This window comes from Citrobacter sp. Cm038 (genome assembly GCF_030333105.1).
Lineage (GTDB): Bacteria > Pseudomonadota > Gammaproteobacteria > Enterobacterales > Enterobacteriaceae > Citrobacter > Citrobacter murliniae.
Genome location: NZ_JAOWGO010000025.1, coordinates 238293 through 263153, shown reverse-complemented (window position 1 = coordinate 263153; position 24861 = coordinate 238293). Strand labels below are relative to the sequence as shown.

Here is a 24861-nt window from a genome sequence, read left to right as displayed (position 1 = left end):
TATGACCTCATAAATGATTCGCTGCCGCGGCTTGAATCTGTTAGCGAGTCAGCGAGGTTAACTTATCGAGTAAGACACCAGGTTGTTCACCCGACAGATGAGCATCAACGGGTAAGTACCACCAGTTGTCATCGGCAAAAGCGCGACATTTAACTGCGTCTTTCTCCGTCATGACAAGCGTTTGGTCTTCACCTGACAACACGCTGACGTCACTGTAGGTCAGAGACTGGTGGTCTGCCAGCGCGATACACTTCTGCGGACGGGCGCCGCATGCCTCAAGTGTGGCAAAAAAACGGGGGGGATGACCAATACCCGCCATGGCAACAATATTGGGTAGCTGCGCTACATTACGCCGCTCACCTGTACGTAAATTAACGGCCAGGCCTGGCTCAAGGCACATGGGAATTTCCCCGGGCAATGGAGTGCCACCATTGACGATCGTCGCGTCAACTGATTTAAGGCGTCCGGCACGCTCACGCATTGGACCAGCCGGAAGCCACCAACCATTACCGAACCGACGTTCACCGTCAATCACTACAATTTCAACATCACGCGCCAGACGATAGTGCTGTAACCCATCATCGGTAACAATAATCTGCACGTCGTGCCGGGCAAGAATGGCTTTTACCGCATCCGCTCTTACCGGAGAGACAGCCACTGGCACACCGGTACGCTGGAAGATCAGCACAGGTTCATCACCCGCTTCTGCCGTGGTCGTCTCTGTTGTCAGTAAAAGCGGATAAGCCTGTGCTTTCCCGCCATAGCCACGAGAAACAACGCCCACGCGAATGCCGCGTTGCTGCAATTGTTCAACCAGCCAAATTACCACTGGCGTTTTACCATTGCCACCCGCAGTCAGGTTTCCGACAACAACAACCGGCACTGGTGCGCGCCATGCACGTTTAAGTCCCAACGTGTAGCATAAGCGGATACCTCCGCTCACCAGTCCGTAGAGCCAGGAGAGCGGAAGTAATAATCGCCACAGCGGCGATTCACCAGACCAAATGCGCGCAATCATTGGCCAAATTGCATTTTGTGCAGTTGTGCATACACACCGCGCTGTTCGAGCAGTTCGCTATGGGTGCCGCGCTCAACAATCAGCCCGTCTTCCACCACCACGATTTCATCCGCTTGTTCGATAGTTGAAAGGCGGTGAGCAATGACCAGTGAAGTACGGTTTTTCTGTAACTCATCCAGTGCAGCCTGAATTGCGCGTTCGGACTCTGTATCCAGAGCTGACGTAGCCTCATCAAGGATCAAAATCGGGCTGTCGCGCAGCAAAGCACGGGCGATAGCGATACGCTGGCGTTGACCGCCGGACAGCAGGACGCCGTTCTCGCCAATCACCGTATCCAGACCATCATCCATTTTGTTGATGAAGTCCATGGCATAAGCCATCTGCGCCGCTTTTTCAATCTGCTCCCGGCTGTACATATCTGTGCGCGCGTAGGCAATGTTGTTCGCAACCGTATCGTTAAACAGGTGTACGTTCTGCGAGACCAGAGCCACCTGATCGCGTAAGGACGCCAGGGTGTATTCACGCAGATCGTGTCCGTCCATCAGAATCTGCCCTTCATCAATGTCGTAGAAGCGCGTAATCAGACTCGCAATGGTGGATTTTCCTGAACCGGAACGGCCTACCAGCGCCACGGTTTTACCCGCCGGGATATTCAGATTGATGTTACGCAACGCTGGAACTTCACGACCCGGATAGGTAAAGGTCACATTACGGAATTCCAGATCGCCGGTAGCGCGTTCAATCACACGTTTACCTTCGTCTTTTTCTTGTTCACTATCCAGAATAGTAAACAAGGTCTGGCATGCAGCCATACCACGCTGGAACTGCGCGTTGACGTTAGTCAGAGACTTCAGCGGACGCATCAGGGCGATCATAGAGGAGAAGACAACCGTAATTGTCCCCGCAGTCAGGTTTTCCATCACACTTGGGAAACTGGCTGCGTATAACACGAAGGCCAGAGCCAAAGAGGCAATCAACTGGATGATAGGATCGGAGATGGAAGATGCAGAAACCATCTTCATGCCTTGCAAGCGCATCTTATTGCTGACTTTATCAAAACGCTTGGTTTCAACTTCCTGACCACCGAATATCAGAACTTCTTTGTGGCCTTTCAGCATTTGCTCTGCACTGGTTGTAACCTGCCCCATCGTATTTTGCATGTTTTTACTGATGCTACGAAAGCGCTTGGAAACAACACGAATCGCAATTGATACAATAGGGGCCAGCACAATCAGGATTAATGACAGCTGCCAGCTGTAATAAAACATCATGATAAACAGGCCAATAATTGAGGCCCCTTCACGCACCACGGTGATCAACGCGCCGGAAGACGAAGACGCCACCTGCTCTGAATCATAGGTAATACGTGACAGTAACGTACCGGTAGACTGCTTATCAAAAAAGGCGACGGGCATGCCCATCATATGACCAAACAGGCGGCGGCGCATGGTCATAACCACTTTGCCTGACACCCATGAAATACAGTAGCTGGAGACGTAGCTGGTTAAGCCACGTACAATCATCAGCCCAATAACCACCAGCGGCATCCACAGCAGCACTGAGCGATCTGTTTTACCAAAACCATCATCCAGTAATGGCTTAAGGAGCGATAACATGAAGGTATCGCTGGCCGCGTTAAGGACTAACGCTATACCCGCCACGATCAGACCCGATTTAAAAGGCGCTATGGTTGGCCATAGTCGGCGAAATGTCTGCCACGTAGAGAGATCTTTATCGTTATGCATTCAAAAAACCAGCATTTGTTAGAATAGCCGCATATTCTACCCGTTATCCTCCGGCACGCCAAACCACTGATGATACCAACGGGGTAAAATCTGATCCCTTAAACTGCGTACTCGCCAACTTTTCTGATAAAAATCCAGTGTAACTTGTCCCTGATGAGGTGTATCCAGCCATTGATAACCCTGTTGCAGGTAACGCTGCTTCACCTTCCTGGATGGCAGGCGCCAGGCATTGTAGCGTGACGCTGAGGCTAAAGCGCCTTGTCCGCCAACCCGCTGAATCAGCGCTAATGATGAGGAGGTATTACTGCCATGATGCGGAACTTGAATAAAAGTAGACCGAAGATGCTGCCAGTAGTGACTTAGCATTTTTTGTTCAGCAGAAGATTCAATATCACCTGTCAGAAGGATGCTGTGATTTCCATCATCAACTTTTACCACGCAGGATTGATTATTTCCCTGCTCTTTATTTCTTCTGATTGGCCAGTGTGCGCTAAACGTTAAACCCTGCCATTGCCACCTCTCCCCGCGAAAACAAGGAAGATGCCCTTCCCAGCCCAACGGACTTCTTGTCCACAAAGATGGCCAGGTCTTTTGTAGTGAGCGTAATCCCCCCCGGTGATCCATATGCTCATGACTGAGAATAATCCCTTCCGGTTCCAGGTTGTGCCAGCGTAACCAGGGAATAATGAGCTGTTGCGCGCTGTCGCCTTCCGGCCAGGCCAGACCGGTATCATAAAGTATCGCCTTCCCATTACGGGTAATCACCATCGCCAGCCCCCGCCCGACATCCAGCATATGCACCTGCCATACGTCATTTCGCGGCGTTATCCAGAGCGGCACGCTCAGCAAAAACAGTCCAGAAATACAGACTATCGGCAGGGTACGCCAGATATTCAGCCGCCATGCGATAAGCATCAACCAAGGAGATAATGCTAGCCATTGCCAGCGTTCATCAATGTTAACCCACCCTTCTGGCAGCTTGTTGAGCGTCCAGAATAGAAGCGCCAGAGAACGGTCAGCCAAATACCATAGTCCCGATTCGAGCATCACCAGACCGGTTAAATGCACAATCATTGCGGCGAGTATCAGCGGGACGGAAACGAACGTAACCAGCGGGACGGCAAATAAATTAGCCAGAAAAGATGTCAGGCTGATGCCGTGAAAAAAAGCGATTTGCACAGGCATCAACAGAACGGTAATACCCAACTGAAGATGGATCAGCGCCAGGATTACATGTCCGACACGGGATAGCGGTCGATCCGACACTGGAACCCACTGATACCAGAATATCAGTGCCGCAACAGCAAAAGCCGATAACCACAGGCTCTGAGAAAGAATACTGACTGGATCCACCAGTACGATGGCGGCCAGGCAACATACCCAGACCGACCACCCATTCCACTGCCTACCACTTAATTGAAGCGCTCCCCACACAATCAGTGCAACCACCGTACGTAATGCAGGAGGTTGTAAACCCGTTAGCCATGCATAGAATGCCGCACTGGCTATTCCGCCAACCAGCGGTACCTGCCAGTGGAGCCATCGTGTCGGCATAAAAAATTGTCCGCCGCGTATCACCCCGCCGACCAGTAGTGCGGCAAAAGCAATGTGCAGCCCGGAAATGGCCATCAAATGTGCAGTGCCGGTATCACGCATTATGGTTTTCACCTCTTGCGAAACGGATAATCGTTCCCCCATTCCCAGGCCCAGTATGACCTGCTGCCAGGGATACGTGGCCAGAGCGGTATTGAGTGAAGAGAGGTAACGAGCACGCAAACTGCATTTTGGCATGATAACCGTGGCCTGCAGAAAACGCCCAGTCAGCACCTGATGCTGTGCTAGCGCATAACGCTGGCTATCAAATCCACCTTCATTCAACTGCCCATGTACCGCACGAACCTTGAGCGTCATATCCCATTGCTGGCCCGCACAAACATCGCCGGGTAAATACTGTCCGTACAGCACGATCCCCACTGCTGGAAATATCCGGCGTCCCTGAAGGTGCGTTATTTTCCCGTAGTGTGTCGTCTTATTGTCCGTACTGGTAATCTGGACGATGGCCTGCTGGGTCCTGGCAGGGAGCGTATTACTCGCCCAGATCGCTTCTTTCGCCGCCAGTATTCCCCAGAGAAAGAACAACAGGGTTAATCCGGTGTATTGCAGATATTTGCGAGGAATAAGACAGAGCATACATGCCAGACAAAACAGACCACTGAAATACAGCGCTCCAGGCAGCACTGGCAATAGCGTAAGTGGCAGCATGCCGCACAACGCACACAAACTCACCGTTGTTATTTTCATCAGACACCTCCCTGTTGGCGGAAGTGTGCAGTACAGCTTAACGGTTGTCTGGTGAAAATTGTCCGTTAAACGCGGTGGGTTCCGCGGTTTTTACATGGGAAATGTAACGTGCAAATTAACTGCGAGGAGGCATTCAAATATGGGTGTCAAAATGAAAAAAGCACCCATTCAGGTGCTTTTTCGCGCTTAAGTTTCTTTTAAAACTTAACCGTAAATATTGGCGCGATCGCGCAGTTCTTTACCCGGTTTAAAGTGCGGAACATATTTCCCTTCCAGATCCACTTTATCGCCAGTCTTCGGATTACGTCCGGTGCGTGGTGCGCGGTAATGCAAAGAAAAACTGCCGAAACCGCGGATTTCAATACGCTCGCCCTGCGCAAGAGTCGAGGCCATATGTTCCAGCATCTCTTTTACTGCATCTTCAACCGCTTTCGCGGGAATATGAGGTTGCTGGGTTGCAAGTCTTTCAATCAATTCTGACTTGGTCATGATTCCTCCGGTTCCTTAAAGGCAAAATTAGCTGCTGCATTGATTAAGGGCGGCCGTAGCCGCCCTTTGTCATTGATTACAGGACGAATCCTGTCATCTGTCAAGCTACTCGTCACCCTTTGTGCTGTTGATAGCACAAAGGAATGAGAGAGTACTCGATATTACTCGCCTTTAGCTGCTTTGAAAGCTTCAGCCATTGCGTTGTTGGAGAAGTTTGCATCTTCCTGTTTGTTAACAGTTGCGATTGCATCTTTCTCATCAGCTTCGTCTTTAGCACGAACAGACAGGCTGATTGCACGGTTCTTACGATCAACGCCGGTGAATTTAGCTTCAACGTCGTCGCCTACGCTCAGAACCAGAGTTGCATCTTCAACGCGGTCACGTGAAGCCTCAGAAGCGCGCAGGTAACCTTCAACGCCGTCAGCCAGTTCTACGGTTGCGCCTTTAGCGTCAACTGCAGTCACTTTACCGTTTACGATTGCGCCTTTCTTGTTCAGTGCAACCCAGTTGTTGAACGGATCTTCTGCGAGCTGTTTAACGCCCAGAGAGATACGCTCACGTTCTGCATCAACCTGCAGAACAACTGCTGCGATTTCGTCGCCTTTTTTGTATTCACGAACTGCTTCTTCGCCTGCAACGTTCCAGGAGATGTCAGACAGGTGAACCAGGCCGTCGATGCCGCCGTCCAGGCCGATGAAGATACCGAAGTCAGTGATAGACTTGATTTTACCTTCAACACGGTCGCCCTTGTTGTGGGTTTCCGCGAACTGCTGCCATGGGTTGTTTTTGCACTGCTTCAGACCCAGGGAGATACGACGACGTTCTTCGTCGATATCCAGAACCATAACTTCCACTACGTCGCCAACGTTAACAACTTTGGACGGGTGGATGTTTTTGTTGGTCCAATCCATTTCGGAAACGTGAACCAGGCCTTCAACGCCTTCTTCGATTTCAACGAAGCAGCCGTAGTCGGTCAGGTTGGTCACGCGACCAGTCAGTTTGGTACCTTCCGGATAACGCTTAGCGATAGCTACCCATGGATCTTCGCCCAGCTGTTTCAGGCCCAGAGATACACGAGTACGCTCGCGGTCGAACTTCAGCACTTTAACAGTGATTTCGTCGCCAACGTTTACGATTTCGCTCGGATGCTTAACGCGTTTCCATGCCATGTCGGTGATGTGCAGCAGGCCGTCAACGCCACCCAGATCAACGAATGCACCGTAGTCAGTGAGGTTCTTAACGATACCTTTAACTTCCATGCCTTCCTGCAGGTTTTCCAGCAGCTGATCGCGTTCTGCGCTGTTTTCGGATTCGATAACGGCACGACGGGAAACAACAACGTTGTTACGCTTCTGATCCAGCTTGATTACTTTGAACTCAAGCTCTTTGCCTTCCAGGTGCAGCGTGTCGCGGACCGGACGAACGTCTACCAGGGAACCCGGCAGGAACGCGCGAATACCATTCAGCTCAACAGTGAAGCCACCCTTGACTTTGCCATTGATAACACCAGTAACGGTCGCAGCTTCTTCGTAAGCTTTTTCCAGCGTGATCCAAGCTTCATGACGCTTAGCTTTTTCACGGGACAGCAGAGTTTCACCGAAGCCGTCTTCTACTGCATCCAGAGCAACATCAACTTCGTCACCAACCTGGATTTCCAGCTCGCCCTGGGCATTTTTGAACTGCTCTGCCGGAATGGCAGACTCAGATTTCAGACCGGCATCAACCAGTACGATATCTTTGTCGATAGCAACAACAACACCACGAACGATGGAACCCGGACGGGTTTCGATTTCTTTTAAGGATTCTTCAAACAGTTGAGCAAAAGATTCAGTCATGTTTAATCTTCAGGTTTCATATTTAACGTCCACCTGGCTCCATGCCGGATGGGGTTGTTTAACATACCCGCTGTCATTCCATTGCAACGGGGGTACTGCAAATTCGGTCGCACTTAAGCGAGTGCCAGTTTTTGGCGCGCGTATTGTAACGCTTTTTCAATCACTTGCTCAATGCTTAATCGGGTTGAGTCCAAAACTAAAGCATCGGCAGCAGGAACTAATGGCGCTACAGCACGATTACGATCGCGGTCGTCGCGTTCTTCGATCTCGGCCAAAAGGCGTTCAAAGTTAACACTAAAGCCCTTCTCCTGCAACTGTAGCATACGTCGATGCGCACGTTCTTGCGAGGACGCGTCCAGAAAAATTTTCACCGGTGCGTCAGGGAACACCACTGTCCCCATATCACGTCCGTCAGCGATCAATCCCGGCGCTTCGCGAAAGGCGCGTTGGCGACGTAAAAGTGCTTCACGAACACGAGGAAACGCAGCCACCTGAGATGCAGCATTAGCCACCTCCTGGGTGCGGATTTCACCGCTAACATCTTCACCTTCCAGAATAACTTCCAGATTGCCGTCTGTTGAGATAAAGCGCACATCCAGATGCGACGCAAGCGGGACCAGCGCATCTTCAGAAGCGACATCAACATGGTGATGTAACGCCGCGAGCGCCAGTACACGATAAATCGCGCCAGAATCTAACAGATGCCACTGCAATGCTTCCGCCATTGCCTTGCACAAGGTGCCTTTACCTGCACCGCTTGGGCCATCAATGGTAATAACCGGGGCAATTGCCGTCATCTTTTTCTCCTTAAACAGGCATACCGTTAACGTGAACGCCGCGCATTATACGCGCCAACGTCAACGATCGTTATCTTTGTGTGAAAAATACAGAGTCATTGAAGCTGAGTGTAGAATAAATGGACAATCGGGGATGTCAGAAAGCGTAAGAATGTGCCGCACCCGATGGTGCGGCGATCAAATCAGACAGGCGTACTAATACGCGCCAGCTGTTCAAAGTAATCCGGGAAGGTTTTTGCGGTACATTTAGGGTCAAGAATAGTAACTGGCGTATCAGATAACGCCACCAGAGAGAAACACATCGCCATACGGTGATCGTTATAGGTCGCGATGTCCGCGAATGTTAACGATGCTGGCGGTGTAATACGGATAAAATCATGCCCCTCTTCCACTTCAGCACCAACTTTACGTAACTCTGTCGCCATTGCGAACAGACGGTCGGTCTCTTTGACACGCCAGTTGTAGATATTACGCAATGTCGTCGTACCTTTAGCAAAAAGCGCTGCGGTGGCAATGGTCATTGCCGCATCCGGGATGTGATTCATGTCCATATCAACAGCGTTTAATTCGCCGCGCGTACAGGCTATGAAATCGTCGCCCCAGGTAATGGTCGCGCCCATTTTTTCCAGCACATCAGCGAAACGAATATCGCCCTGCATACTATTGCGGCCAATCCCAGTGACTTTTACTGTACCGCCTTTAATCGCTCCGGCAGCGAGGAAGTAAGAGGCTGATGACGCATCCCCTTCTACCAGGTAATGACCCGGAGACTGGTACTGCTGCCCCCCCTGCACCACAAAGCGCTGGTAATTCTGGTTCTCAATTTCAACACCAAACGTTTTCATCAAATTCAGTGTGATGTCGATGTAGGGTTTTGACACCAGTTCGCCTTTAATCGCGATCGTCGTATCCTGCGGTGCCAGCGGTGCGGTCATCAATAACGCCGTCAGGAACTGGCTGGAAACACTGCCGTCAACCTCTACCTGCCCGCCAACAAAACCACCGCGCAGACGTAAAGGCGGATAGTTTTCCTGCTCAAGGTATTCAATCTCTGCTCCGCCCTGGCGTAGTGCATCTACCAGATGACCAATCGGGCGCTCTTTCATGCGCGGTTCACCCGTCAGCACGATATCATTATTTCCCAGACACAGCGCAGCAGCTAAAGGGCGCATCGCGGTTCCGGCATTGCCAAGAAACAGTTCGACAGCGCCTTCGGCATGTAATGGGCCACCATTGCCAGTAATTTCACAGCGAGTGCGATCGGCTGAAAGGGTATAGCTAATCCCTAACGCGTTCAGAGCATTGAGCATATGGCGAACATCATCGCTGTCCAGCAGGTTTGTCAGGACAGTAGTACCATTCGCTAATGCAGCCAGCAGCAAAGCGCGGTTAGAAACACTTTTGGATCCAGGCAGATTGATGGTGCCATCCACCCGCGCAATGGGTTGTAACGTCAGGGATTCCATGAAACTTAACTCTCAAAAACAGACATAAAAACCCCACAGGCTGGCTGCGGGGATGAAAAGAAATAACAAATTAACCGCGGCGACGCTCGAAATCGATCATGAAATCGGTCAGCGCTTTCACACCTTCAAGCGGCATGGCATTGTAGATAGACGCTCGCATACCGCCGACAACCCGATGTCCTTTCAGCGCATGCAAACCCGCTGCGAACGACTCTTCCAGGAAGAGTTTATCCAGCGAGCTGTCAGCTAACTGGAACGGTACGTTCATGCGTGAGCGGTTAGACTTCGCGACATCATTGCGGTAGAAGTCACTGTTATCAATCACGCTATACAGTAGCTCTGCTTTTTGCTGGTTAATTTTATCCATAGCATTAACACCACCCTGTTCTTTCAGCCATTTAAAGACCAGACCAGAAAGATACCAGGCAAAAGTCGGTGGTGTATTGAACATGGAGTCATTGTCGTTCAGTACGGTGTAGTCAAGGATCGACGGACAGGACACGTGGGCTTTACCCAGTAAATCTTCACGAACGATAACAATCGTCAGCCCTGCTGGACCGATATTCTTCTGTGCTCCAGCATAGATAACGCCATAGCGGCTAACATCCAGCGGGCCGGAAAGAATGGTGGAGGATAGATCCGCCGTCACCACCACATTGCTGGCAAACTTCGGCGCTTCATCGATCGCAATGCCATCGATGGTTTCATTCGGACAATAGTGCAGGTACGCCGCGTTATCAGAAAGCTGCCATTCGCTCATTGGCTTGACAGCACGCAGGCCGTCAACGGTAACTTTGGCATCAATAACATTCGGCGTGCAGTACTTTTTCGCTTCTTTAATAGCACTGGCTGCCCAGTAACCGGCATCAACGTAATCCGCCGTAGTTTTATTACCCAGAATATTTAATGGGATACCGGCAAACTGCCCACGACCACCACCATGGCAGAACAACACTTTATAGTTGGAGGGGATACTGAGAAGATCGCGAAAATCCTGCTCGGCTTCCTCTGCGACCTGAATAAACTCTTTACCCCGGTGGCTAATTTCCATTACCGACGTGCCAAGACCATTCCAGTCACAAAGATCCTGTTGAGCCAGTTTAAGTACTTCTGCCGGTAGCATTGCCGGACCTGAACTAAAATTGAAGACCTGAGCCATTTCCCCTCACCACGTTGTGTTGTTATCCGATCAACATCCTGTCGTTACGATAATTCCTGTGACAGACATTGGGTATAAGTTATTCCTGTGGATATCGGTTTTATCATTCAGTGACACGCGCCGCAATGGGTAAAAATGACCAGGGTAAAAATGAGCGATGCATCACACAACAGAATCTATCGGATTGACGGAAAAAAACCGAGATTTTCGCTGTCAGGTGACGCGTTTTGCCCGGCTGGCCTTCGACCATTCTGGATTTGCACAGCGCGGACATAATTGATGATCGCCCGCACTCATTTGGATCACTTCACTACAACGTACGCAGGCATAGTCTCCCGCTTCAGGTACAACCTTAAATCGTTGTGTGCAATGTTTGGGAAGAATGCTTAGTCCGGGTTTGATCTGTTTATCCTCGAAAAAATAGACGCTAATCTGCCCGTTCGTTTCAAGAATCGCCAGCCTGACCTGCCCAAGTTGCTCGACACCATTGAGACGTAGCTCCATAAAGAATTCGAATTCCGTCATATTGGCGTTGTGAAGCTTTGACCATGCCAGTTCGCCATCCTCAACGATGACCACTGGCTTGCCTTCCAGCAAATCCTCCAGCTTTTCGCTATGTGCCATTAACCACATCACTAAACGATAAAGCAGCGCCAGGGTCATAAAAACCACCAGTACCGGAAGCATAGGGACATCGTCATAGAACGCCACATCACCCGCAGCTGAACCCAGCGTCAAAATAATCAGCACTTCAAAAAGTGACATCTGACGAACGCCACGCCGTCCTGTGAGCTTTAAGAAAAGGAAAACTAATATAAAGGTATAGAGGCTACGCAGAGCAACCTCGCCAAGAAAATCCATTGGCACCTTATCAAGAGCCATACGCTGCAAATCAAATGCTTTCATTCTTACGCTCTAAACGTTGTGGACTGTGTGAAAGCATAGCCAATACTTTTATTTACGCCGCAGTGGTAGCTGCGATAGCGCCATTCATTTAAAACCCGTATCATTGCGCGCTTTCCGTACGACAAAAGTGATTTTCATGACGCAAACATTTATCCCCGGCAAAGATGCCGCTCTGGAAGATTCCATCGCCCGCTTCCAGCAAAAATTGCTCGACCTCGGTTTCCATATTGAAGAAGCTTCATGGTTAAACCCCGTTCCTAACGTCTGGTCTGTACATATCCGCGATAAAGAGTGCGCACTGTGCTTCACCAACGGTAAGGGCGCGACGAAAAAAGCAGCGCTGGCTTCCGCGCTGGGTGAATATTTTGAGCGTCTGTCCACTAACTACTTCTTTGCTGATTTCTGGTTGGGTGAAACCATCGCTAACAGTCCGTTCGTGCATTATCCGAACGAAAAATGGTTCCCGTTGACCGAAGACGACAACGTTCCGGAAGGTCTGCTGGATCCGCGTCTGCGCGCATTCTACGATCCAGAAAATGAACTGACCGGAAGCATGCTTATCGATCTGCAGTCAGGCAATGAAGAACGCGGTGTCTGCGGCCTGCCGTTTACCCGCCAGTCTGATAACCAGACCGTCTATATTCCGATGAACATTATCGGCAACCTGTACGTATCTAACGGGATGTCCGCCGGTAACACGCCTAATGAAGCGCGCGTTCAGGGTTTGTCTGAGGTCTTTGAACGTTATGTGAAGAATCGTATTATCGCGGAAAGCATCAGCCTGCCGGAAATTCCTGCCGACGTGCTGGCGCGCTATCCGGCGGTTGTCGAGTCCATCGCCAAACTGGAAGCGGAAGGTTTCCCGATTTTCGCGTATGACGGCTCTCTGGGCGGCAAATACCCAGTAATCTGCGTGGTTTTGTTTAACCCTGCCAATGGCACCTGCTTTGCTTCATTCGGCGCACATCCTGATTTTGGCGTGGCACTGGAACGTACAGTCACCGAACTGTTACAAGGCCGTGGTCTGAAAGATCTCGATGTGTTCACTCCGCCGACCTTCGACGACGAAGAAGTCGCTGAACACACCAACCTCGAAACTCATTTCATCGATTCCAGCGGCTTGATCTCCTGGGATCTGTTCAAACAGGATGCTGATTATCCGTTCGTCGACTGGAATTTCTCCGGAACCACGGAACAGGAGTTCGCCACCCTGATGGCTATCTTCAACACTGAAGATAAAGAAGTGTATATCGCCGACTACGAACACCTGGGCGTGTACGCTTGCCGCATTATCGTTCCCGGTATGTCTGACATCTATCCGGCTGAAGATTTGTGGTTAGCGAACAACGGTATGGGCGCGCATTTGCGTGAGACAATCCTTTCTCTGCCGGGCAGTGAATGGGATAAAGAAGACTATCTCAATCTGCTCGAACAACTGGATGAAGAAGGTTTTGACGACTTTACTCGCGTGCGTGAACTGCTGGGCCTGGCGACTGGTCCGGACAACGGTTGGTCTACCCTGCGCATTGGCGAGTTAAAAGTCATGCTGGCTCTGGCTGGTGGCGACCTGGAGCAGGCATTGATTTGGACGGAATGGACGATGGAATTTAACGCCTCTGTCTTTAGCGCCGAACGTGCAAACTATTACCGTTGTCTGCAAACGCTGTTGCTGCTGTCGCAAGAAGAAGATCGGCAACCGCTGCAATATCTGAATGCCTTTGTTCGCATGTACGGTGCTGATGCCGTTGAAGCGGCAAGTGCGGCATTGAGCGGAGAAGCGCCTTTCTATGGCCTCCAGCCCGTTGACAACGATCTGCAAGCGTTTCCGGCACATCAGTCTTTGCTGAAAGCCTACGAAAAATTGCAGCGTGCTAAAGCAGCACACTGGTCAAAATAGTGGCAAACAGCCTACTCTGAGTAGGCTTCAACAATTGACTACGCTATATTACGGGGCGCTTTTAGTGCCCCATTTTTTTATTTTTGCGTAATCAAAAATAAATGTAAAAGCAAGGTTAAATATTAGTAGTTGATATTAAAAAAATTAACTTAGTAATGTTACCTTTTATTGCAATTACTCCATTTTAATTAACTGCTCAACAGGGGGCAAAAGGAAAAAATTCAACTCACTTTATAATTTTTAAAATTTATTTTTACTTGGATAATCAAAAAGTTACACCGTAATTGCATAAAAACCATGCGTCTTACGGGCCTATAAGCCAGGCGAGATATGATCTATATCAAATTCTCATCTATAATGCTTTGTTAGTATCTCGTCGCCGACTTAATAAAGAGAGAGTTAGTGTGAAAGCTGACAACCCTTTTGATCTTATTCTACCTGCTGCAATGGCCAAAGTTGCCGAAGAAGCAGGCGTCTATAAAGCAACGAAACATCCGCTTAAGACGTTCTATCTGGCAATTACTGCCGGTGTATTCATTTCAATTGCCTTTGTTTTCTATATCACCGCCACCACCGGCACCGGAACAATGCCTTTCGGTATGGCAAAATTGGTGGGTGGTATCTGCTTTTCCCTGGGGTTGATCCTGTGTGTTGTCTGCGGTGCAGACCTCTTCACCTCAACGGTACTGATTGTCGTCGCTAAGGCGAGTGGTCGTATTACCTGGGGCCAACTGGCAAAGAACTGGCTTAACGTATATGTCGGCAACCTGATTGGCGCCCTCATCTTCGTGTTACTGATGTGGCTTTCTGGCGAGTACATGACCGCCAATGGCGCATGGGGGCTTAACGTTCTACAAACAGCCGATCACAAAGTGCACCATACTTTTGTTGAGGCTGTTAGCCTTGGCATTCTGGCTAACCTGATGGTATGTCTGGCCGTATGGATGAGCTACTCAGGTCGCAGCCTGATGGACAAAGCGTTTATCATGGTATTACCGGTCGCAATGTTTGTTGCCAGCGGTTTTGAGCACAGTATCGCAAACATGTTTATGATCCCTATGGGTATCGTAATACGCGATTTCGCCACCCCGGAATTCTGGACCGCAGTCGGTTCCTCTCCGGAGAATTTTTCTCACCTGACCGTGATGAATTTCATCACCGATAACCTGATTCCGGTTACGATCGGTAACATTATCGGCGGCGGTTTGTTGGTCGGGTTGACATACTGGGTCATTTACCTGCGTGGTAACGATCATCATTAATTTGTTGATGTTCATTACACGCAGTAAATAAAAAATCCACTTAAGAAGGTAGGTGTTACATGTCCGAGCTTAATGAAAAGTTAGCCACAGCCTGGGAAGGTTTTACCAAAGGTGATTGGCAGAATGAAGTAAACGTCCGTGACTTCATTCAGAAAAACTACACTCCGTACGAGGGTGACGAGTCCTTCCTGGCTGGCGCGACTGAAGCGACCACCGCACTGTGGGACAGCGTGATGGAAGGCGTTAAACAGGAAAACCGCACTCACGCGCCTGTTGACTTTGACACCTCCGTTGCTTCTACCATCACTTCTCACGACGCTGGTTACATCAACAAAGCGCTCGAGAAAATTGTTGGTCTGCAGACTGAAGCTCCGCTGAAACGTGCAATTATCCCGTTTGGCGGCATCAAAATGGTTGAAGGTTCCTGCAAAGCGTACAATCGCGAACTGGACCCGATGCTGAAAAAAATCTTCACCGAATACCGCAAAACCCACAACCAGGGTGTATTCGATGTTTATACCAAAGACATTCTGAACTGCCGTAAATCCGGTGTTCTGACTGGTCTGCCAGATGCGTATGGCCGTGGTCGTATCATCGGTGACTACCGTCGCGTTGCGCTGTACGGTATCGACTACCTGATGAAAGACAAATACGCTCAGTTCGTTTCTCTGCAATCCGATCTGGAAAATGGCGTAAACCTGGAAGCGACTATCCGTCTGCGTGAAGAAATCGCTGAACAGCACCGCGCGCTGGGTCAGATCAAAGAAATGGCTGCTAAATATGGCTGCGATATCTCTGGTCCGGCTACCAACGCTCAGGAAGCTATCCAGTGGACCTACTTCGGCTACCTGGCCGCTGTTAAGTCTCAGAACGGTGCAGCAATGTCCTTCGGTCGTGTATCCACCTTCCTGGATGCTTACATCGAACGCGATATCAAAGCAGGCAAAATCACCGAGCAAGACGCTCAGGAAATGATTGACCACCTGGTCATGAAACTGCGTATGGTTCGCTTCCTGCGTACCCCTGAATATGATGAACTGTTCTCCGGTGACCCGATTTGGGCAACTGAATCTATCGGTGGTATGGGCGTTGACGGCCGTACTCTGGTTACCAAAAACAGCTTCCGCTTCCTGAACACCCTGTACACCATGGGTCCTTCTCCGGAGCCGAACATCACCGTTCTGTGGTCTGAAAAACTGCCTCTGAACTTCAAGAAATTCGCCGCTAAAGTGTCCATCGATACCTCCTCTCTGCAGTACGAGAACGATGACCTGATGCGTCCGGACTTCAACAACGACGATTACGCTATCGCTTGCTGCGTCAGCCCAATGGTTGTTGGTAAACAAATGCAGTTCTTCGGTGCGCGTGCAAACCTGGCGAAAACCATGCTGTACGCAATCAACGGCGGCGTTGATGAAAAACTGAAAATGCAGGTTGGTCCTAAGTCTGAGCCGATCAAAGGCGACGTCCTGAACTTCGACGAAGTTATGGAGCGCATGGATCACTTCATGGACTGGCTGGCAAAACAGTACGTCACCGCACTGAACGTTATCCACTACATGCACGACAAGTACAGCTACGAAGCCTCTCTGATGGCGCTGCACGACCGTGACGTTATCCGCACCATGGCGTGTGGTATCGCTGGTCTGTCCGTTGCTGCTGACTCCCTGTCTGCAATCAAATATGCGAAAGTTAAACCGATTCGTGACGAAGACGGCCTGGCTGTTGACTTCGAAATCGAAGGCGAATACCCGCAGTTTGGTAACAACGACTCTCGCGTTGATGACATGGCGGTTGACCTGGTAGAACGTTTCATGAAGAAAATTCAGAAACTGACTACCTACCGTAACGCTATCCCGACTCAGTCTGTTCTGACCATCACTTCTAACGTTGTGTATGGTAAGAAAACAGGTAACACCCCAGATGGTCGTCGTGCTGGCGCGCCGTTCGGACCTGGTGCTAACCCAATGCACGGTCGTGACCAGAAAGGTGCTGTTGCCTCTCTGACCTCTGTTGCAAAACTGCCGTTTGCTTACGCTAAAGATGGTATCTCTTACACCTTCTCTATCGTTCCGAACGCTCTGGGTAAAGACGACGAAGTTCGTAAGACCAACCTGGCTGGTCTGATGGATGGTTACTTCCACCATGAAGCGTCCATCGAAGGTGGTCAGCACCTGAACGTGAACGTCATGAACCGCGAAATGCTGCTGGATGCGATGGAACATCCGGAAAAATATCCGCAGCTGACCATCCGTGTTTCTGGCTACGCAGTACGTTTTAACTCCCTGACTAAAGAACAGCAGCAGGACGTTATCACTCGTACCTTCACTCAGACCATGTAATTCCCAGTCTGACTGAAAAAGCGTACAATAAAGGCTCCACGTAAGTGGGGCCTTTTTAACAACTAAGTCTCTTTCGCCAGCTATCTATACTTATGGATGACTGCCAAAACAGACTCGACACAGTGAACAACTGTGCACTAACACAGGCCCCGGATGGGCCACACCTGGAGAAACACCGCAATGTCAGTTATTGGTCGCATTCACTCCTTTGAATCCTGTGGCACCGTAGACGGCCCAGGCATCCGTTTTATCACTTTCTTCCAGGGCTGCCTGATGCGCTGCCTGTATTGCCACAACCGTGATACGTGGGATACGCACGGTGGCAAAGAAGTTACTGTCGAAGAGTTAATGAAAGAAGTGGTGACTTATCGCCACTTTATGAATGCTTCCGGTGGCGGCGTAACGGCATCCGGCGGTGAGGCCATCCTGCAGGCTGAATTTGTTCGTGACTGGTTTCGTGCCTGTAAGAAAGAAGGTATTCATACCTGTCTTGATACTAACGGTTTTGTTCGCCGCTACGATCCAGTTATTGATGAACTGCTGGAAGTGACTGACCTGGTAATGCTCGATCTTAAACAGATGAACGACGAAATCCATCAGAACCTGGTAGGTGTATCTAACCATCGTACACTGGAATTTGCTCGCTACCTGTCCAACAAAGATATTAAAGTGTGGATCCGCTACGTTGTCGTCCCCGGTTGGTCTGACGATGATGATTCCGCGCACCGTCTGGGTGAGTTTACCCGTGATATGGGCAACGTAGAAAAAATCGAACTACTGCCTTATCACGAGTTGGGTAAACACAAATGGGTGGCGATGGGCGAAGAGTACAAACTGGATGGTGTTAAGCCACCGAAGAAAGAGACCATGGAGCGCGTGAAAGGTATCCTTGAGCAATATGGTCACAAAGTGATGTATTGATTTTTTGCCTCATCGAAACGGCTGCCATCAGGGCAGCCGTTTTGCTATCTAAAGCATCTGATATTCAGGTCATAACAAAGGAAAGGATGTGAAGCGCTTATTCATCTCAGGAGTTTTACTGCTGTCAGCCCAGTGCGTAAATGCCGCCAGCAGCTGCGATATCAATGCCATCGTCCAGCATGCGTGGCCAGATGCAACATCTACACCGCAGGGCATCATCACCAAAGATAACCAGGTTATCACCACCAGCGCCAATTCTCCCCAAAGCGCGATTTGCAAGGTCTGGCCGGCACAACCGGAGCTGACACTGGCAGCGGTTCCATTGATGTCTCAGCAGTATACCGATTACGATCACTCAGGCGATCTGGAACTTCTGGTGCTGGATTCCGCTACCCTCAACGTCAAACAGCGATTAAATCTTCCTTCGCGTATGGACGATGACGCTTTTCGTATTACAGGCATTACTCTTGATACAGCACGCTGGAAAGTTAAACCTAACCAGACTGCATTCGGCTTGCATATCATGCGCAACGGCAGCTCACGAGTGAACCCTATGAGTGAAGATGCACTGTCGCTGTTTGTCATTGAGGATAACCAGTTACGGACAATATTAAACGGTATTGTGCTTGAAAATAGCAGCGGCGAATGGGATGGAAACTGTGCAGGCACATTTAACGATGTTAAACGCACCCTGGCTCTGGAACCCGGCTCACAGAAGGGATACGCCAATATACGGCTAACCGAGAAAAACGTAGCATCCACCACACATACTGACGCCAATGGCGAGTGTGTATCAAAAGACAAACCAGGCAAAACGACAACATTGCTACGATATGATGGCAAGCACTATGTCGTACCCAAATCCCTTATGCCTCTGGAATAAGAGCACCATAACGTCTGAAAAGCAGCTATGAGACGCATTTGTCATTGCTATGCCTTGACCACGCCAGTATGTTTTCCTGGCTAGCCTGAAGTAAGGGTAATTATTGTACTTGTCGCATCTAATGGCACTCAGCATATCAGGATTATTCAACAGCTGGTGTGCTGGCTGGATGAGGCTGAGCATCTGCAACAACTCGCCACTGTTAGCAGCCAACAGGAACTTCACGCTATTTTACTTAATACAACTCAGACATGCGCCACAGAGTTTGGTGTATGCCCAGCCTTACGAAGCAGCATCAGCAAATAAATAAACGACACACTGGCGATCATAATAAACAACACGCTGTCAGAATAATTCTGCATCAGCATGGCGGTAAATGACGGTCCAAGCAGGCTACCCACGGTATAGCTTAATAACAGTGCCTGATTCATGGCGACCAGTTGATGATGCTCAACTTTCTCGCAAGCCCAGGCCATTGCTACCGGATAGAGGGTAAAACCTGCCGCTCCCAGCATGAACAACGCGGGTGCCATCGCCGCCTGATTCAGCATAGCGATACTACCGAGGATCACCACGAACACCTGTACACGCAAAACCAACAGACGGCCTAATTTATCCGCCAGACGACCAATCGGCCATTGCCCCAGAATCCCGGCGCTGACCAGAACGGCCATCCAGAAGCCAATGCTGGCATTGCTGACTCCCTGATGATTGAGATACAACGGCATCAAACCGTACAAAGAACCCAGCACAATTCCGGAAATAATACAGCCATTCACGCCCAGACGAGCCTGTCGAAGCTTCAACATGGAGGCAATTGGGGTCGTCGAATGATGATCATCACTCTGTTGGTTCACAATACGCGTAAAGAGCAACGGTAAGACCCCGGCCAGGATCGTGCCAGTAACCCATGGCAGAACGCTCATTAATTCTGTCGATACTTTACTGACCAACAGCTGTCCTAAAAACGTCCCCACGTAATAGACCATCATATATGCAGCAAGTAAGCGTCCGCGATTACGCGAAGTTCCGCTGCACATTAGCGCGCTTTCCACCACCACCCAAATCATGGCGCAACCTACGCCCGCAATAAAGCGCCAGGTCATCCAGCTCCAGAATCCCACCATAACGCCCAATCCCACACAACCCACTGCAAAAATAAACGATGCAATGTAATAGCTGCGATTAAAGCCAAGGTGTCTAATTAAATACCCGGTAAGTAATGTCCCAATCAGATTGCCTGTGAAATAAGACGAGCTGACCACTCCCACTTGCCAGGTTGGCAAATTTTCATGGGCGAGCCAAAGCGGGACGAGCGTGTTTAACACGGCGATCGCCAGGGTCAATAGAAGCAGCCCGCACAGCAGCAGCATGACGGGTCGGGTATAGGTGGACATGAATAAAAACCGTGAGGAAGTTCAAATTTCATGCGCATCATGCCACTGCCAAAAACATTGTCAATCGGCTGACTACGGCCTGTAGCACGATTTCAATGTGATCGATTTGAAATACTAATTCTCATCATCAATGACGATAATCTGCCTGACGCCATCTGATTGTTTAAATTGATCTAAAACAAAACTGCCCCATTACGTTCAGTCGAAAAATTTCATGGTTCATTTTGTCTTTTTTTCTGTTATTACCAGTCAGATGTAAAAAAACCGGGGTATTAACCCCGGCTTTCATATCATGCCGACAAACAGACTTTAACTGGCAACTGCCATGCCGACTGTCATATGCAGACCATAAAACACGCCGCGACCGATCAATTCACCCACCAACAGCAGTATAAATGCGACTGAAAGCAGTGGTATTGCTGGTTGATAGCCTTTTACTTGCGGCACTATCCAGCAGCACAGCGCTAAAGCCAATGCCACAATACGCCATGCCATCAGCGAACCGTAATCCGGCACAAGGGTAGATGCCTGCTGAATTGAACTGTGGATAGTTGCCAGCTCAGCCCCCTGCATCACGGACATGATGGCGCTTACCACCAGTGCAAGTACTGAAATAGCCGGCAGCAGTCGCATTGCCCAACCATCAATTCCGGCAACGCGCAGCAGCAGATAACCCAGCAGTGGCCCCCCCATAAATAGCGTCAGGAAGAAGCCCAGCGGCGTCCAGATACTGAACCAGGTTGGTACCGTATCAATGGTGTTATATACACGTACCATCATCCAGACAAAAGCTACGCCCAGTACCATGGTGGCAACCAGCCAAAGATTACGTAATGCTGGTGACATTTTTTTCAATACCGCCAACAACCAACCGATACCACCTACGGCGAAGAAGAGCGAGCCGCTGGCGATTTCATTACTCAGTGCAGAAGAACCTACACGGTTGAGTGAGTTAAAGGCTCGCACAGGTGACCCCAGGTGCAGCATGGAAGCAATAAAACCGATCCCCATTAACACCCACAAGCCAAACATACAGGCAATCACACGTTGTTGTGATTCAGGGCGTAAATCCCCTTTCATCAGCGCCAGTGCCAGAACAATAAAGCCACCAACCACACACTGTCCGAAAACAGTGAAGATCATCAGCGGCCACTCATGCCATCCACTTCCCATCTTACACCTCCTTCGGATTTGCCAGATAACCCGTGGTATCCCCTGTAGGGCGGCTATTGGCGTTAGGCTTGATCACAATACAAGGTTTGGTGAAGTGCGCACCCGGCAATGGCGCAACCGCAGCCAGTTCTCCGTGCTTTTTACGCAGTTCATCAATCGGGCCAAAATCCAGTGCACGTAACGGGCAGGACTCAACGCAGATTGGTTTTTTACCCTCTGCAACACGGTCATGACAGCCATCACACTTGGTCATATGCCCTTTAGCAGCATTGTACTGTGGAGCGCCATAAGGGCAGGCCATATGGCAATAACGACATCCGATGCACACGTCCTCATCAACGACCACAAAACCATCGTCACGTTTGTGCATAGCTCCGCTCGGACAAACCTTGGTGCAGGCCGGGTCTTCGCAGTGGTTACATGCGATGGAGAGATAATAGGCAAAAACGTTTTGATGCCAGACGCCGTTATCTTCCTGCCAGTCGCCGCCAGCGTATTCATAAATACGACGGAAGCTGACATCCGGAGTTAAATCTTTGTAGTCTTTGCAGGCCAGTTCGCAGGTTTTGCAACCGGTGCAACGGCTGGAATCAATAAAAAATCCATACTGGGTTGTCATCGGTTACTCCTTACACCTTTTCAACCTGAACAAGGTTCGTATGTGACGGGTTCCCCTTGGCGAGAGGAGAAGGACGCTGGGTTGTCAGCACGTTAATACAACCGCCCTGATCCACACGTTTCACATCCGGGTCATACCATGCCCCCTCACCTAACGCCACAACGCCTGGCATCATACGTGGCGTTACTTTCGCCTCAATATGCACCTCGCCACGGTCATTAAAGATACGTACTTTGTCGCCGTTGTTAATACCACGTCTTTGCGCGTCCAGCGGGTTAATCCACATTTCCTGGCGGCAAGATGCTTTCAGAACATCAACGTTGCCATAGGTTGAGTGAACGCGAGACTTATAGTGAAATCCCGTCAACTGCAGGGGAAATTTATCCGCCAACGGATCGTTTAAGCTTTCAAATCCCGGGGCGTAGATTGGCAATGGATCAATCACGTCGTCTTCAGGCAGTTCCCAGGTTGCTGCGATATCCGCCAGTTCCTGAGAATAAATTTCGATCTTGCCCGATGGCGTGGTAAGTGGATTTGCTTTTGGATCCTCGCGGAATGCTTTGTAAGCTACGTGATGTCCTTCGGGATCGCGCTGTTTGAAGATCCCTTGCTTGCGGAACTCTTCAAACGTCGGCAATTCAGGTATCGCTTTGCGTGACTGCTCGTACAGATGACGCATCCACTCTTCCTGAGTACGACCCTCAGTAAACTGCTGCTCGACGCCCAGGCGTTTTGCCAGCTCGCTGGTCATTTGATAGATAGTCTTGCACTCAAAGCGTGGCTTGATGGCCTGGTCGGTGAATATCACATAGGACATATTCCCGCACGAAGCGTCGAGGGCGAAATCCATTTGTTCGGAAGCTGTGCAGTCTGGCAGCAAAATATCGGCGTATTTAGCCGAGGACGTCATATGGCAGTCAATGACAACAATCATTTCGCACTTCTTATCATCCTGAAGGATTTCGTGAGTGCGGTTGATATCGGAATGCTGGTTAATCAGACAGTTACCAGCATAGTTCCAGATCATTTTAATCGGAACGTCGAGTTTATCTTTTCCACGAACGCCGTCACGTAGCGCCGTCATTTCCGGGCCGCGTTCAATCGCGTCGGTCCACATAAACATCGAGATACTGGTTTCAACAGGGTTTTCCAGCGTAGGCATACGTTCAAACGGTAAACTGTAAGAGCCTTCACGCGCGCCGCTGTTACCGCCGTTAATACCGACGTTACCGGTCAGAATAGCCAGCATGGAAATAGCACGGGTAGCAATTTCACCGTTAGCATGACGCTGTGGTCCCCAGCCCTGGCTGATATAGGCGGGTTTGGCACTACCAATCTCACGTGCCAGCTTAACGATACGGTCAGCCGGAATACCTGTTATCTGCGCAGCCCATTCCGGAGTCTTCGCTATACCATCTTTACCCTGCCCGAGGATGTAAGCCTTGTAGTGGCCATTTTTTGGCGCACCTGCCGGAAGGGTTTTCTCATCGTATCCCACGCAGTATTTATCGAGAAACGGTTGATCAACCATATTTTCGCTGATCAATACGTACGCCAGACCATTGACCAGCGCCGCATCGGTGCCCGGTCTAATCGGGATCCATTCGTCCTCGCGCCCCGCACCAGTATCGGTATAACGAGGATCTATAATGATCATACGGGCATTTGACTTCTGCCTCGCCTGCTCAAGGTAATACGTTACCCCACCACCGCTCATGCGGGTTTCACCAGGGTTATTACCAAACAGAACAACAAGCTTGCTGTTTTCGATATCAGACGGGCTATTACCGTCCGCCCAGCCGCCATAGGTATAGTTCAGACCAGCAGCAATTTGCGCAGAAGAGTAGTCACCGTAGTGGTTCAGATAGCCGCCACAACAGTTCATCAAGCGAGCAACCAGCGTTTTTCCCGGCGGCCATGAGCGCGTCATGGTGCCTCCCAGCGTACCGGTACCGTAGTTGAGGTAAATAGACTCGTTACCGTAGTCTTTGATCAGACGTTGCATATTGCTGGCGATAATATCGTAGGCTTCATCCCAACTTATACGCTCGAATTTGCCTTCACCGCGCTTACCGACACGCTTCATCGGATATTTCAGACGGTCCGGGTTATAGACGCGACGACGCATGGAGCGGCCGCGCAGACAGGCACGAACCTGGTGCAGGCCGTCATAATTGTCATCGCCGGTATTATCGGTTTCAACATACTTTATTTCACCATCCACCACATGCATACGCAACGGACAGCGGCTACCGCAGTTCACCGTACAGGCGCTCCAGATCACTTTCTCATTGATCTGCGCCGGATTAATGGCTTCTGCGGCATTTGCTATGCGGGTAAATGGCAGGGTAAATGCGCTACTGGCCATCGCCAGTCCGCCTATCGCCGTCGTTTTTACCAAACCGCGACGACTCACCTCAGCTGCCAGTACGGCATCGGGGATCTTAGTTTTCATAGTGACTCACTCTGCTGCTCACAATAAACAAAAAAGAAATACTCGTTGTATAGATATTTATATATCGATATTATCGTTATACAGACTGGTATATAGTGAATTTGCGTAAAGACAGAGATAAACACTGACCTTCATTCGAAGGTAGTATTACCACTAATGAGGTAAGGGTTATTGTCCGGTATCAAGCAGGCATAAA

At 49.9% G+C, this 24861-nt stretch carries 19 protein-coding genes; 6 read left to right on the top strand and 13 right to left on the bottom strand.

Annotation, left to right across the window (positions count from 1 at the left end; translation table 11 throughout):
• Positions 1–40 precede the first annotated feature (40 nt).
• The 9 genes from lpxK to OGY01_RS20720 all read right to left on the bottom strand — a co-directional run bounded on the left by lpxK (position 41) and on the right by OGY01_RS20720 (position 11716).
• On the bottom strand, positions 41–1018 hold the full coding sequence (lpxK, locus tag OGY01_RS20760) for a tetraacyldisaccharide 4'-kinase (RefSeq protein WP_048221755.1): 978 nt from the start codon (positions 1016–1018) through the stop codon (positions 41–43).
• Entirely contained in the window at positions 1015–2763 is a 1749-nt protein-coding gene (gene msbA / locus OGY01_RS20755) for a lipid A ABC transporter ATP-binding protein/permease MsbA (RefSeq protein ID WP_048221756.1), read from the bottom strand. Before msbA ends, lpxK begins: the two co-directional genes overlap by 4 nt.
• A 36-nt stretch (positions 2764–2799) precedes the next feature.
• Entirely contained in the window at positions 2800–5064 is a 2265-nt protein-coding gene (locus OGY01_RS20750; protein ID WP_286493611.1) for a ComEC family protein, read from the bottom strand.
• Between the two features lie 204 nt (positions 5065–5268).
• Positions 5269–5553 (bottom strand): integration host factor subunit beta, encoded by a 285-nt coding sequence (ihfB, locus tag OGY01_RS20745; protein ID WP_003035780.1) that lies wholly within the window; start codon positions 5551–5553, stop codon positions 5269–5271.
• A 161-nt stretch (positions 5554–5714) separates the two neighbouring features.
• Positions 5715–7388, bottom strand: coding sequence for a 30S ribosomal protein S1 (gene rpsA / locus OGY01_RS20740; RefSeq protein ID WP_045441262.1), 1674 nt, complete (start codon positions 7386–7388; stop codon positions 5715–5717).
• A 113-nt stretch (positions 7389–7501) separates the two neighbouring features.
• Positions 7502–8185: a (d)CMP kinase gene (gene cmk / locus OGY01_RS20735; RefSeq protein ID WP_045441261.1), complete on the bottom strand. Its 684-nt coding sequence runs from the start codon at positions 8183–8185 to the stop codon at positions 7502–7504.
• Positions 8186–8367: 182 nt separating this feature from the next.
• Positions 8368–9651: a 3-phosphoshikimate 1-carboxyvinyltransferase gene (aroA, locus tag OGY01_RS20730; RefSeq protein WP_045441260.1), complete on the bottom strand. Its 1284-nt coding sequence runs from the start codon at positions 9649–9651 to the stop codon at positions 8368–8370.
• A 70-nt stretch (positions 9652–9721) separates the two neighbouring features.
• Entirely contained in the window at positions 9722–10810 is a 1089-nt protein-coding gene (gene serC, locus OGY01_RS20725; protein ID WP_286493610.1) for a 3-phosphoserine/phosphohydroxythreonine transaminase, read from the bottom strand.
• Between the two features lie 213 nt (positions 10811–11023).
• On the bottom strand, positions 11024–11716 hold the full coding sequence (locus OGY01_RS20720; protein WP_045441258.1) for a DUF421 domain-containing protein: 693 nt from the start codon (positions 11714–11716) through the stop codon (positions 11024–11026).
• 136 nt (positions 11717–11852) lie between these two features.
• Here OGY01_RS20720 and ycaO point away from each other — a divergent pair, with 136 nt between their 5' ends.
• From ycaO to OGY01_RS20690, 6 genes are all read left to right on the top strand, one after another.
• Entirely contained in the window at positions 11853–13613 is a 1761-nt protein-coding gene (gene ycaO / locus OGY01_RS20715) for a 30S ribosomal protein S12 methylthiotransferase accessory factor YcaO (protein ID WP_045441257.1), read from the top strand.
• A 404-nt stretch (positions 13614–14017) separates the two neighbouring features.
• Entirely contained in the window at positions 14018–14875 is an 858-nt protein-coding gene (gene focA, locus OGY01_RS20710; RefSeq protein ID WP_003831909.1) for a formate transporter FocA, read from the top strand.
• A 59-nt stretch (positions 14876–14934) separates the two neighbouring features.
• The gene (gene pflB, locus OGY01_RS20705) at positions 14935–17217 is read left to right on the top strand and encodes a formate C-acetyltransferase (protein ID WP_045441256.1); all 2283 of its coding nucleotides are present in this window, start codon (positions 14935–14937) and stop codon (positions 17215–17217) included.
• A gap of 180 nt (positions 17218–17397) precedes the next feature.
• The gene (pflA, locus tag OGY01_RS20700; RefSeq protein WP_045441255.1) at positions 17398–18138 is read left to right on the top strand and encodes a pyruvate formate lyase 1-activating protein; all 741 of its coding nucleotides are present in this window, start codon (positions 17398–17400) and stop codon (positions 18136–18138) included.
• Positions 18139–18226: 88 nt separating this feature from the next.
• A complete protein-coding gene (locus OGY01_RS20695; RefSeq protein ID WP_286493609.1) occupies positions 18227–19021 on the top strand; it encodes a PA3715 family protein in 795 nt (264 codons plus the stop codon).
• A gap of 99 nt (positions 19022–19120) precedes the next feature.
• The gene (locus tag OGY01_RS20690; protein WP_320338204.1) at positions 19121–19327 is read left to right on the top strand and encodes a hypothetical protein; all 207 of its coding nucleotides are present in this window, start codon (positions 19121–19123) and stop codon (positions 19325–19327) included.
• Here the strand turns inward: OGY01_RS20690 and OGY01_RS20685 are convergent.
• The 4 genes from OGY01_RS20685 to dmsA all read right to left on the bottom strand — a co-directional run bounded on the left by OGY01_RS20685 (position 19267) and on the right by dmsA (position 24665).
• Positions 19267–20418, bottom strand: a complete 1152-nt coding sequence (locus OGY01_RS20685; protein ID WP_045441254.1) for an MFS transporter — start codon at positions 20416–20418, stop codon at positions 19267–19269. The two genes, OGY01_RS20690 and OGY01_RS20685, sit on opposite strands and share 61 nt — an antisense overlap.
• A 309-nt stretch (positions 20419–20727) precedes the next feature.
• Positions 20728–21591, bottom strand: coding sequence for a dimethyl sulfoxide reductase anchor subunit family protein (locus tag OGY01_RS20680; protein ID WP_045441253.1), 864 nt, complete (start codon positions 21589–21591; stop codon positions 20728–20730).
• Position 21592: 1 nt separating this feature from the next.
• Entirely contained in the window at positions 21593–22210 is a 618-nt protein-coding gene (gene dmsB, locus OGY01_RS20675; RefSeq protein ID WP_048221762.1) for a dimethylsulfoxide reductase iron-sulfur subunit DmsB, read from the bottom strand.
• A 10-nt stretch (positions 22211–22220) separates the two neighbouring features.
• Entirely contained in the window at positions 22221–24665 is a 2445-nt protein-coding gene (dmsA, locus tag OGY01_RS20670) for a dimethylsulfoxide reductase subunit A (protein ID WP_048221763.1), read from the bottom strand.
• Positions 24666–24861: the final 196 nt, after the last annotated feature.